This is a genomic window from Tenacibaculum soleae (assembly GCF_001693415.1).
GTDB classification, from domain to species: Bacteria; Bacteroidota; Bacteroidia; order Flavobacteriales; family Flavobacteriaceae; genus Polaribacter; species Polaribacter soleae.
On the sequence record NZ_MAKX01000002.1, the window covers coordinates 198,239 to 212,060 of the forward strand.

The 13,822-nt window shown below is 30.3% G+C and carries 9 protein-coding genes; 8 read left to right on the forward strand and 1 reads right to left on the reverse strand.

Annotated elements, in window-relative coordinates; all coding sequences use genetic code 11:
* Positions 1-10: 10 nt before the first annotated feature.
* The 8 genes from BA195_RS08180 (at position 11) to BA195_RS08215 (ending at position 12,342) form a co-directional block, all read left to right on the forward strand.
* On the forward strand, positions 11-709 hold the full coding sequence (locus BA195_RS08180; protein ID WP_068704338.1) for a response regulator transcription factor: 699 nt from the start codon (positions 11-13) through the stop codon (positions 707-709).
* A 121-nt stretch (positions 710-830) separates the two neighbouring features.
* A complete protein-coding gene (locus BA195_RS08185) occupies positions 831-1,730 on the forward strand; it encodes an ABC transporter ATP-binding protein (RefSeq protein ID WP_068704340.1) in 900 nt (299 codons plus the stop codon).
* 10 nt (positions 1,731-1,740) lie between these two features.
* Positions 1,741-2,589 (forward strand): ABC transporter permease, encoded by an 849-nt coding sequence (locus tag BA195_RS08190; RefSeq protein ID WP_068704342.1) that lies wholly within the window; start codon positions 1,741-1,743, stop codon positions 2,587-2,589.
* 50 nt (positions 2,590-2,639) lie between these two features.
* Positions 2,640-4,502 carry a hypothetical protein gene (locus BA195_RS08195; RefSeq protein WP_068704343.1) on the forward strand — a complete coding sequence of 621 codons (1,863 nt, stop codon included), beginning with the start codon at positions 2,640-2,642 and terminating at the stop codon, positions 4,500-4,502.
* Between the two features lie 379 nt (positions 4,503-4,881).
* Complete coding sequence (locus BA195_RS14390; RefSeq protein ID WP_068704344.1) at positions 4,882-5,487, forward strand: T9SS type B sorting domain-containing protein; 606 nt, start codon at positions 4,882-4,884, stop codon at positions 5,485-5,487.
* Between the two features lie 44 nt (positions 5,488-5,531).
* A complete protein-coding gene (locus BA195_RS08205; protein ID WP_068704346.1) occupies positions 5,532-8,819 on the forward strand; it encodes a T9SS type B sorting domain-containing protein in 3,288 nt (1,095 codons plus the stop codon).
* A gap of 230 nt (positions 8,820-9,049) precedes the next feature.
* Positions 9,050-11,038 (forward strand): excinuclease ABC subunit UvrB, encoded by a 1,989-nt coding sequence (gene uvrB / locus BA195_RS08210; protein ID WP_068704348.1) that lies wholly within the window; start codon positions 9,050-9,052, stop codon positions 11,036-11,038.
* Between the two features lie 110 nt (positions 11,039-11,148).
* Complete coding sequence (locus BA195_RS08215; protein ID WP_245662335.1) at positions 11,149-12,342, forward strand: porin family protein; 1,194 nt, start codon at positions 11,149-11,151, stop codon at positions 12,340-12,342.
* A gap of 193 nt (positions 12,343-12,535) precedes the next feature.
* On the opposite strand, the gene sucC is transcribed toward BA195_RS08215, so the two are convergent.
* The gene (sucC, locus tag BA195_RS08220) at positions 12,536-13,732 is read right to left on the reverse strand and encodes an ADP-forming succinate--CoA ligase subunit beta (RefSeq protein ID WP_068704350.1); all 1,197 of its coding nucleotides are present in this window, start codon (positions 13,730-13,732) and stop codon (positions 12,536-12,538) included.
* Positions 13,733-13,822 lie beyond the last annotated feature (90 nt).

Genomic DNA, 13,822 nt, shown 5'->3' on the forward strand with positions numbered 1-13,822 from the left:
AATAAAGAAAATGGGAAGTAAAAAAATATTATTAGTAGAAGATGATCCAAATTTTGGAACAGTCCTTAAAGATTATTTAGCTTTAAATGATTATAATGTAACACATGCTAAAGACGGTATCGACGGTTTAATTATGTTTAAAAATGGTGAATATGATTTGTGCATTTTAGATGTTATGATGCCTCGTAAAGATGGTTTTTCTTTAGCGCAAGATATTCGTGTTAGTAATAAAGAAGTCCCTATTATCTTTTTAACCGCCAAAACATTAAAAGAAGATGTTTTAAGAGGATACCAAGTAGGTGCTGATGATTACTTAAACAAACCTTTTGACTCTGAAGTTTTATTACACAAAATAAAAGCAATTTTACAACGTAAGGAAAACGAAAAATCTAGTGATTCAGACGAGTTTGAATTTAAGATTGGTGGATTTGATTTTAACTCAAAACTTCGACATTTATCATTTAAAGGTGAAGAAGCTCAAAAACTTTCACCAAAAGAAAGTAAATTATTACGAATGTTAGCCGTTCATAAAAACGATTTAATGCCACGTGAATTAGCATTAACAAAAATATGGAGAGACGATAATTACTTTACTTCTCGTAGTATGGATGTATATATAGCTAAGCTTCGTAAATATTTAAAGGCTGATGAAAATGTTGAAATTCTTAACATTCACGGTGAAGGCTTTCGATTAATTGAAAAAATATAACACCTTATAAGTAATTTTTAACTAAAGACTTCCTTTTTATTGGAAGTCTTTTCTTTTTTATAAATTGTAACAATAATTTTTGTCATTCGTCTAATATCTATAATCAACAAAACCGAAAAATTTGGAAACCATTTTATCAATAAAAAACCTCGATAAAAAATACGGTAAAGTTCATGCTGTAAATAATCTATCTTTTGATATTCAAAAAGGAAATGTATACGGTATTCTTGGCCCTAACGGAAGTGGAAAATCAACCACCTTAGGTATTATTTTAAATGTAGTAAACAAAACATCTGGTAATTTTAGTTGGTTTGATGGAAAGTTATCTACACATGAAGCTTTAAAAAAAGTAGGAGCTATTATTGAGCGTCCAAACTTTTATCCTTACATGACAGCAGTTCAAAACCTACAATTAATTTGTAAAATAAAAGGGGTTTCAGCTGATAAAATTGAAGAAAAACTTAAAATAGTAAACCTTTACGAAAGAAGAAACAGCCAATTTAAAACCTATTCTTTAGGGATGAAACAACGTTTGGCAATTGCATCGGCCTTGTTAAACGATCCTGAAATATTAATTTTAGACGAACCTACCAATGGATTAGATCCGCAAGGAATCCACGAAATTCGTCAAATCATAAAAAATATTGCCAAAAACGGAACTACTATTTTATTAGCATCTCACCTACTTGATGAAGTAGAAAAAGTTTGTACCCACGTTCTTATTATTAGAAACGGAGTAAAACTATACAGCGGTAGTGTAGACAACATGGTTGTTTCAAACGGAGTTATAGAAGTAAAAACCGATGACGATATTGATAAATTAGTTAATGTTTTAAAAAACTATTATGAAATTGCCACTGTTGATGTTGAAGGAGATTTAGTTACTGCCCGTTTAGAAAACGAAATTTCAGCATCACAATTAAACAAATACTTATATGATAACGGAGTAATTGTATCGCATTTAGTTAAGCGTAAACTTAGCTTAGAACAACAATTTTTAGATTTAACAAACAACAACTAATTCAACTATTATGTTACGCCTTTTATATATAGAATTTCATAAATTAAGATACAATAAAGCTAGTAAAATACTTTCAATCATCTATTTTGCACTACTAACTTCAGTTGCATTAATAGCTGCTATCAAATTTGATATCGGCCCTATAAAATTTCATTTAGCAGACCAAGGTATTTTTAACTTTCCATACATTTGGCACTTTAACACCTATATGGCAGCCATTTTTAAGTTTTTTTTACTACTGGTAATAGTATCTATGATGGCAAATGAATACAGTTACAAAACCTTAAAACAAAACTTAATTGATGGTTTAAGTAAAAAAGAATTTATCCTTTCTAAATTTTATACCGTAATCGTTTTTGCATTAGTATCAACTCTTTTTGTTTTTGTTATTTCATTAATATTAGGTGCTTTATATTCTGATTTTAATGAACTTTCAATAATTTTCTCAAATCTAAGTTACTTAGTTGCTTTTTTTATTAAACTAGTAGGCTTCTTTTCTTTCGGATTATTTTTAGGCATATTAATTAAAAGATCTGCCTTTGCTGTTGCCGCAATGATTGTGTGGTTAATTATAGAAAGCATTTTTAAAGGGTATTTATTTTGGACATTTAAAGATTTAAAAACAAGCACTGAAGAAGCTGTAAACTCAATCATGCAATTTTTTCCGCTTGAAGCAATGGCAAACTTAATTAAAGAACCCTTTACAAGGTTAGGTGCTGTTAAATCTGTAGCAAATCAAATAGGTGAAAATTTCACGAAAGATTATACTGTTAGTTTTCTTAATATTGTAATTGTTCTTGTTTGGATATCTATTTTTATATATGCTTCATATTTTTTGTTAAAAAAAAGAGATTTATAGAGGGTATTAAGTAGTTTAGCTGTTTTATCATAACATAAATTACTTCTACAATGAAGAAAACACTATTATTATTAGTCTTATTTACCTCATTTACCATACACAGTCAAAAAGAAGCTAATTTTTGGTTTTTTGGAAGGAATGCTGGGATAAACTTTAATAATAACATTGTTACTTCTTTAAATAATGGATTATTAAATACCGATGAAGGTTGTTCTTCTATTGCTGATGAAAACGGAAATCTTTTGTTTTATTCAGATGGAATAAATGTTTGGACAAAGAACCATGAATTAATGAAATATTCAAGTGGTTCACTTGCTAATAATTTACAAGGAAATCCTTCAAGTACACAATCAGGTTTAATTGTTCCAAACCCTGAAAATAAAGACATTTATTACATTTTTACAGTAGGAACAGATTATGTTGGAAACAATAGCACCTACCCTACTAACCCTGGTTTTAATTTTTATACAATTGATATATCAAAAGGAGATGGAGGTGAAATCACTAATGGACCAATAAACCTTTCTGATGGAAAAGATTTAACTTGGTCAGAAAAAGTAACAGCAGTTCAAGGAAAAAACTGTACCGAATTTTGGATTCTTTCTATAGTACAAAACACTTTTTATGCTTATAAAATTGATAAAGATGGTGTAAAAAATACTGCTCCAGTTATTTCATTATCATCATATTTTTTAAACGATAAAAGAGGTTATTTAAAAGCTTCTCCTGATGGAACTAAAATAGCGTTAGCTGATTATACAAATGACGAAAGTGGTCGATTTGTTTTATATGATTTTAATAATATTACTGGAAAAATAACCTCTAACGGTCAAATTCTAACCAATGGACATTCAGACGGAAGCCCTTATGGAGTAGAGTTTTCACAAAATTCAACAAAATTATACACCTCTACATATAAACAAAACTCTGGCACTTTTAATATTCTTCAATACGATTTATTAAATACAAATATATCGAGTTCCAAAACAACTGTTTGGTCAGGTATTGGATACCGAGGAGCTTTACAGTTAGGACCGGATGGAAAAATTTACGCTTCAATACCTGATAAAACACACTTAGGAGCTATTCAAAATCCAGAAGATGCAGCCGCAAACATTATATTTAATCCAAATGCTGTTTTTTTAGAAGGTGCAATATCATCACAAGGATTGCCTCCTTTTATACAGTCTTTTTTTGCTCCAGTAAATATAGTTAACAAAGCAACAAACGAAATTTTAACCAATGCTACTCAAATATTCTGTATTGGAGAAACTTACGAGATTGAACCTGAAAAAAATGATCTTACCGATACCTATACTTGGTATAAAGATGGGGCTGAAATTGCAACAACCAGATCATTAACAATTGATAGCACCAATTTTGGTAGTGGATTATATGAAGTTAAAATAGAATCTACTTCAGATTGTAAAAAAACATTTACCGGAAAAGTTCAAATTTATTTCGAACCTAAACCTACTATTAACAATATACCAACCTATATTCAATGTGATTTTGACAGCAACCCTGTTGATGGGTTTACCTCTTTTAATCTTCAACATTTAGAAAATAATTTAGTAAACGATACTACAAATATATTATTCGATTTTTTCGAAACATCAGATAATAATTTCTTGTCACCTTTAAATAAAACAAATTATACAAATAGTGTTTCAATCAATCATTCAATAGTAGTAAGAGCTACAAACACCATAACAAATTGTTATCAAACAGCAACAATCAACTTACAGGTAAACCCTACTGGTTTAACTTCTTATACCAATGAATATATTCCCGAGTTAGATGAAAGTGCATTAACCTTAAATGCACAATTTAGTATTGGTTCTAATAATGGTATTTTTGATTTTTCATTAAAAACCCAACAAATAATAACCAATTCTAGGAGCATTATCTGAAATAACTCATGATTTTCAATATTATCGTACTCCTGAAGATGCTTCATTACAAATAAATCAAATTTTACCGCCATACGAAGATGAATTTTTTACGGACAACTCAGATATATACGTAAGAATTTCAAATAAAGGGGTTAATTCCTGTGAAGCGGTAGGTAATTTTAAAATTTTTGTTGAAAAACTACCTACTCCTCAAGGTGATTTAAGTGAAACTATTTTATGTATTGATAACCCTAGAAAAAATCCTCAACTTCAAACTGTTTTATTAAACGCTGATACAGGTATTATTACTGACACTTATAAATGGTATTTAAACAATATCTTAATCTCTGGTGAAACATCAGCTATACATAATGCTACTTCTGCGGGAGAATATAAAGTGGAAGCTTATCGAAACCACCCTAATATAACCAACCCTTACATAGGGTATAATACTTTTTTTGTAAAAGAATCTAACCAAGCTTTAGTTGTAAAAATAACATCTGTTGATGACAACGATATACTTAACAATAATAAAATTGAAATTACTATAGATGGTATTGGTGATTATGAATATGCTTTAAACAGTACAAATCTTAGTGATTTTGTAAAAGGAAAAGAAAACTTATCTCACACTTTCACAAATATCCCTCCTGGTTTAAATACTATATCAATCAGAGATCGAAATGGATGTGGAATTACATCTTCTAACCAAATTTCTATAATTTATTTTCAACGTCATTTTACTCCAAATAACGATGGGTATAATGATACTTGGAATATTTTAGGCATTAATAATAACTATTATACAGTTGTCAACGTTCAAATTTTTAATAGATATGGAAAATTAATTAAAAAAATAACTGATAAAAACTCAACAGGATGGGACGGGACATACAATGGTACAGTTCTACCATCTAATGATTATTGGTATAACGCAAAACTAATTAACGTCAATGGTCTAGTTCGTGAAAAAAATGGTCATTTTTCTCTTCTTAAAAAATAAACTAGACTTATATTTACCTCCTCAAAACTTTTATTTTTCTCGCTATGAAAAAAATCATTTTTTTATTATTAATTTTATTTCCTTCAATCATTCTCTCTCAAGACGGTGGTACTACTTGTGACACTTCTGAGCCTATGTGTTCGGATAATAATGGTGTAAAAATATTTAACAATACAACAAACACTTCTGGTACTGGTAATATTGCTTGTTTATATACAACCCCTAACCCTTCTTGGTTTTATATTAAAGTGGAATCAACCGGAAATTTAGAGTTTGAAATTATTCAATCTACCGATTTTGATGCAAGTGGTAACCCTATAGGATCTGCTCTTGATGTTGATTTTGCAGCTTGGGGACCTTTTTCTACTTCAGATTCTAACTGTACAACCTTAGCTAAAGAATGTTTAGATAGTAGTGGAAATTCAATACCGTGTCCTGATAATGTTTTCTCTCCTGTTTTTTACACTAATAATTTAGATAACACCAATATTATTGATTGTAGTTATTCTGGTTCTGGTAGAGAAAACTTTACCATTACTAATGCGCAAGCAGGTGAGTTTTACATTTTATTAATAACAAACTTTGATAATGGTACAGGTAAAATTAAACTAGAACAAACTAATTATGCTGGAATTGGTGCTGGAACAACTGATTGCTCAATTGTTTCTGGAGAGCTAGGTCCTGATCAAGATATTTGTGATGGAACTACTGTTACTTTAGATGGTACCCCTACCGTTGGAACCGTTACTAATTATGAATGGCAAGTAGATACTGGTAGCGGATTTACAACAATTACTGGAGAAAACAATGCTACTTTAAGTATTAACAACAATCTTTCAGGAACATACAAAAGTATAATTACTGATAATTTAGGTAATAAAGCTACTGACGATGTTGTTATTAATTTTTTACCACTTCCAATAACAACCAATATTACCTTAAATCAATGCGATACCGATACTGATTTAAGCACAAATATTAACCTAACTTTAGCAGAGACAAATATCTCAACCAATCATATAAATGAAACTTTTAAATATTACCCTACTAAAAATGACGCTATAAACGATACAGCCGAAATAACCAACCAAACAAATCATCCTGTTACTGATGGAGATATTATTTGGGTTAGAACAATTTCTGATAAAGGCTGTTCTCAAATATCTGAAATAAAAATTACGGTAGGTTATCAAGCCGATGTTATTTATCCTAAAGAATTTGCTAATTGTGATGATTATTTAGATGCTGATGGAAATAATACTGCTAGCAATAGTGATACTGACGGAATTACCAATTTTGACTTAAGCTCTGTTGAACCTGACATCAAAGCTACTTTCCCTGCTGCTAATAGAGCCAACTTAACGGTTTTAATTTTTGAAACCATAGCTGATAGAGACGCTGTAACTAACAATATAACTAATATTTCTAATTACCGTAATAAAAATATACCTGCAACCACCCCACAATCATTATATGTTAAAATAATTGATAAAACAAACAACAATTGTGAAGGCTTGGGAAGCTTTACTATTGAAGTAAAGCCAATACCTGTTGCTAATAATGTTGCAAATTTTGAGTATTGTGATGACTTTGCTAGTGGAACCTATAATGATGGTAAAAATATTGATATCAATTTAAGAGATAGTGTTAATAATATTTTAGGAACTTCACAAGTACCATCAGATTACACCGTTACTTTTCATACTAGCCCTACTGATGCTAATTCTGGAAATGCTCCCATTTCAAATGATACCAATTATACAAATCAAACAAGAGATATAGAAACCATTTATGTTCGTGTTGAGAATAATGATACCGGATGTTTTAATGACCACCTAACTTTTGACATCATTATAAATCCTTTACCAGTTATAACAAACCCTATTCCTGACCTAGAAATTTGTGATGTTATAACATCAGGTGATGGCGATTCTAGAAATAGAATTGTGCAAAATATTAATTTATCTGAAAGAGATATCGATGTTCTTAATGGTAGAGACCCTGCCTTATTTGAAATTACATATCACAGAACTAACCAAGATGCTATTGATGGAGTGTCGCCTCTCAATAAAACAAATTACACTAACGATCCTGCACACACAAACTTTCCTGCTGATTTTTCAACTGACGCACCAGCAACTGAATTAATTTATATTAGTATTCTTAACAAAAACACCAATTGTAGATATGGTATTGCTACTTTACAATTAGTGATATATCCTGAACCTCTTATTCCTTTAAATATCACAAATTATACAGATTGTGATAATAAATCAGACTCTTTTTTAGATGATGCTAACGGAATAAACGGAGATATTACACTTAAAAATAAAACAACAGAAATACTTGTAAACTATCCTACAAGCGAACACAGTAATTTTACCGTTACCTTTCATGAAAATTTATCGGATGTTGAGTCGGGAGCAAACCCACTTGATGAAAACAAATATGAAAATACTGCAAACAATCAAACGATATATGTTAGGGTTAAAAATGATAAAACTTCATGTGTTAATAACAATTTAACTTTTAACATCATCATAAATCCGTTGCCAGATTTCATAGTATATAGTCCTGTTATTGTATGTTTAAATAATCCTCAAACAAGATTAGAACCTATAAATCCTAATGCTACTTATAGTTATGAATGGACACTAAAAGGCAACCCTACTGTTTTAAGTACCAATGCTTTTTATGACGTTACAGTAGGCGGAACCTATGTTGTTACCGCAACTATGCAAGACGGAACTAGTTGTAAAAGAAGTAGAGAAATTGTAGTAAATGAATCTATAAACCCAACTTTAACAAATGATGATATTGTTATTGTTGACGACACAAATAATAGTGGATTAGATAATTATTCAATTAAAATAATTACTGAAAATCAAAATTTAGGAATTGGTGATTACGAGTTTGCTATTACTGATGAAGATAACAATATAACAGGTTTTCAAGACGAACCTTTATTTGATAACATTTCAGGAGGTTTTTATACTGTTTTTGTTAGAGATAAAAATGGATGTCAGCCCGATGCCACTATAGAAATATCAGTTATTGAATATCCTAAATTTTTAACTCCTAACGGAGATGGAAAAAATGATACTTGGAAAATTAAAGGAGCTAATTCTAGTTTTTATCCTTCAAGCAACATTACAATTGTTGATCGATATGGTAAAATTGTAGCTATTATTCCTATTGACAATCAGGGGTGGAATGGAACCTATAAAGGCAAATTGTTACCATCTAATGATTACTGGTTTAAAATTTATTTAGTTGACCGAAAAGGTAAAATTCACCAACATCAAGGGCATTTTTCTCTTTTAAGAAAATAAGTGCAACATTATTTTTAATGACTCACACAAAACCTAATGAATATTTTTCGTTAGGTTTTTTTATGATAAATTATCAAAAATAATTGTACAACTCTTTTTAATTTTTAATAATTCATGATATTTACTCCAATAAAATATCGTAAAATTTATAATTATCACAATTAAACCATAAGTAAAATCTCAACAAATCATCAATAGTATATCAATAAAACTATCCGTATTTTTGTTGTATGGACTTTGAATTACACTCAGATTTTAAACCTACCGGCGATCAGCCTACAGCAATAAAACAATTAGTAAATGGGCTAGACTCCAATGAAAAACACCAAACATTATTGGGTGTTACTGGTTCTGGTAAAACCTTTACCGTTGCCAATGTTGTTGCCGAAGTAAATCGCCCTACCTTGGTATTGGCGCATAACAAAACATTAGCTGCTCAATTATATTCTGAGTTTAAGCAATTTTTCCCGAACAATGCTGTAGAGTATTTTGTTTCTTATTATGATTACTATCAACCAGAAGCTTATATTCCTGTTACGGGCACTTTTATTGAGAAAGATTTATCTATAAATGATGAAATAGAACGCTTACGAATTAGTACTTCTTCTTCCCTACTTTCGGGACGTAGAGATATTATTGTAATTGCATCAGTTTCTTGTTTGTACGGTATCGGAAATCCGAATGAGTTTAAGAAAAATGTAATTCCGATTGAAGTAGATCAGCAAATTTCGCGCACAAAATTCTTACATCAACTAGTTACCAGTTTGTATTCTAGGACTGAAATAGAGATAAAAAGCGGAACTTTTAGAGTAAAAGGTGATGTGGTCACTATTTATCCTTCATACGGAGATAGCGGTTATCGTGTGCATTTTTTTGGTGATGAAATTGAAGAAATTGAAACTTTTAATATAGAGAACAACCAAATAATTGAAAAATTAACCGAACTAACCATTTACCCTGCTAACTTGTTTGTTACCTCGCCTGATGTATTGCAAAATGCGATTCATAAAATACAGGAAGACATGGTTAAACAGGTTGATTATTTTAAAGAAATAGGTAAACATCTAGAAGCTAAACGATTGTTAGAACGTACCGAATTCGATTTAGAAATGATTCGTGAATTAGGGTATTGTTCTGGTATCGAAAACTATTCTCGTTATTTAGATGGTCGAGATCCTGGTACGCGCCCGTTCTGTTTGTTAGATTATTTCCCAGAAGATTATTTAATGGTGATTGACGAAAGCCACGTTACCATTCCGCAAACACATGCCATGTATGGTGGTGACAGAAGTAGAAAAGAGAATTTAGTAGAATACGGATTCCGTTTACCTGCCGCGATGGACAATCGTCCATTAAAATTTGATGAATTTGAATTGTTACAAAACCAAGTAATTTATGTTTCTGCAACGCCTGCTGATTATGAACTACAAAAAACTGAAGGTGTTTTTGTAGAGCAAGTAATTCGCCCTACCGGATTATTAGATCCTGTAATAGAAGTGCGACCAAGTTTAAATCAGATTGATGATTTAATAGAAGAAATTCAAATTCGTGTAGAAAAAGATGAACGTACTTTGGTTACCACTTTAACCAAACGAATGGCAGAAGAATTGGCTAAATATTTAACCAGAATACAGGTTCGCTGTCGTTATATACATTCGGATGTTGATACTTTAGAGCGTGTGCAAATAATGCAAGATTTACGTAAAGGTATATTTGATGTTTTAATTGGTGTAAACCTACTTCGTGAAGGATTGGATTTACCTGAAGTATCGTTAGTAGCTATTTTAGATGCCGATAAAGAAGGTTTTTTACGTAGCCATCGATCTATTACACAAACTGTTGGTAGAGCCGCAAGAAATGTAAACGGACTTGCCATTTTATATGCCGATAAAGTTACCAATAGTATGCAACAAACTATGGACGAAACCAACCGTAGGCGTGAAAAACAAATTAACTACAATACTAAAAACGGAATTACACCTACACAAATAAATAAAAAATTAGACAATACACTTTCTAAAGATACCACAGCTACCTATCAGTATGACAATGCTATACAAAAAGCTGCTGAACAAGATTTAGAATACTTACCAAAAGAAGAAATAGAAAAACGTATTCGTGCCAAACGTAAACAAATGGAAGAAGCTGCCAAAAGTTTAGATTTTATGATTGCCGCACAATTGCGTGATGAAATTGCAGTTTTAAGGAAGAGTTTGTAGAAATATTTGGATTGATTCTTAAAGTAAAATCAAGTAACTTCGTAATTGAACGATATCCATCATTGAAATAATGGATATCTTAACATTTAGACAAAATTAACTAATTAAAAATGAAAATGAAAAAACAACTCTTATTCCTTTTAATAACTATTTTAAGTTTTAATTGTTATTCACAGATTTCTTTTGAGAAAGGATATTACATTGATAACAGTAATCAAAAAACCAATTGTTTAATCAAAAATATTGATTGGAAAAATAATCCAACTCAATTTGAATATAAACTATCCGAAAATAGCGAATCGAAAAAAAAAACTATAGAATCAATTAAAGAATTTGGTATTAATAATATTTCAAAATACGTCAGGAGCATTGTAAATATTGATAGGTCCAGTGAGGATATCAAAAAATTAAGTTATGATAGAAACCCTATATTTAAAGAAGAGAAACTTTTTTTAAAAGTATTAATTGAAGGTAAAGCAAACTTGTATCTATTAGAAGATGGAAATTTGAGAAGATTCTTTTTTAACAAAGAAAATTCGGCTATTGAACAATTAATTTTCAAATCCTACAAAACTCCGAATAATCAAATTGGTAAGAATAATAGGTTTAAGAATCAACTTTGGAATAACCTAAAATGTCCAAATTTGAAAATAAACAAAGTTGAAAATCTAAGTTATCAAAAAAATGACATAGTTGATTTTTTTGTAGAATATAACGAATGTAACGGTGAAAAAAATACCAATTATGAAGAAAAACAGAAAAAAGACTTATTTAATTTAAGTATTCGACCTGGTTTTAATAATTCTTCTCTTTCAGTTCAAAATAGTATTTATAGTTCTAGAGATACAGATTTTGATAATGAGTTCGGGTTTCGATTTGGTATTGAGGCAGAATTTATTATGCCTTTTAATAAAAATAAATGGTCATTAATAATCGAGCCAACTTATCAATATTATAAGTCGGAAAAAGAAACAAGAAATCGTAATGTTAAAGCTGACTATAAATCAATTGAAATACCCGTTGGTATAAGGCATTATTTTTTTTTAAATGAGAACTCAAAAATGTTCGTTAATGGTTCATTCATTTTTGATTTCAGTAATAATTCCATTGTTGATTATAGTATTGGAACAGATTTAGAAATCAAAACAAGAAATAACTTCGCATTTGGTATAGGTTATAGGTATAATGATAAGTATAGTCTGGAATTGAGATATCAAACAAGTAGGGAAGTTTTAAGTGATTATATTGCTTGGAGTTCTGATTATAATACATTTTCAGTAATATTTGGGTATTCCTTTTTTTAAAAAACACACCATAATACTTTATAAAATTAATTACTAATCTAACCTTAGGAAAGTTTTTAAGAACTTTTGATATGTGATTTATTTGCTAAATTACATACTACACATAACAAATCTTAAAAATAATAACCAACAAAAAAACCTCACTTTAAAAGTGAGGTTTTTTTCTAAATATATTTAACTAAAAACTAATTTTTTACGCTCCTAAAACTTCAGCAACTTTATCTGCAGCTTCTTGAAACTCAGTAGCAGAAATAATTTCCATTCCGCTATTATCAATTAATTCTTTTGCTTCTTTAGCATTTGTTCCTTGTAAACGACAAATAATAGGCACATTAATTTTGTCTCCCATGTTTTTGTACGCATCTACAACACCTTGAGCAACACGATCACAACGAACGATTCCTCCAAAAATGTTTACTAAAATTGCTTTTACGTTAGGATCTTTTAAGATGATTCCGAAAGCAGTTTCAACACGTTGTGCATCTGCAGTACCACCAACATCTAAAAAGTTAGCTGGGTCACCACCTGCCTGCTTAATTAAATCCATAGTTCCCATTGCTAAACCAGCTCCGTTTACCATACATCCAACATTACCATCTAAATCTACATAGTTTAAACCAGCAGCTTTTGCTTCTACTTCAATAGGATTTTCTTCACGAATATCACGCATTGCGGCATAATCTTTATGACGGTATAAAGCATTTTCATCTAAAGTAACTTTAGCATCAACAGCCATTATTTTATCATCAGATGTTTTTAACACTGGGTTAATTTCAAACATTGCTGAATCTGACTTGATGTAAGCAGTATACAATGCCGTAGCAAATTTTACCATTTCTTTTAATGCTCCTCCGCTTAAACCTAGGTTGAAAGCAATTTTACGTGCTTGAAAAGGCATTAATCCTAAAGCTGGATCAATTTCTTCTGTAAAAATTAAGTGAGGTGTTTCTTCAGCTACCGTTTCAATATCCATACCACCTTCTGTAGAATACATAATCATATTTCTACCAGTTGCACGGTTTAATAAAACCGACATATAAAATTCACTTGGTTCAGAGTCACCAGGATAATATACATCTTCAGCAATTAAAACCTGATTTACTAATTTTCCTTCTGCAGATGTTTGAGGAGTAATTAACATCATTCCTAAAATATCATTAGAAATACTTTTTACCTCATCTAAATTTTTAGCCAACTTAACACCACCACCTTTTCCACGACCACCTGCGTGTACTTGAGCTTTTATTACGTGCCAACCTGTACCTGTTTCTTCTGTTAATTTCTTTGCTGCTTCAACAGCTTCTTCTGGTGTATTTGCAACAATTCCGCGTTGAATACGAACTCCAAAACTGTTTAATATTTCTTTACCTTGATATTCGTGTAAGTTCATTAGATATGAATTTTTAAAGTCGAACAAAAATACAAATTCAATTTATAATACATTACTATTTAGCATAATTATTACAATTTTTATTTTCTT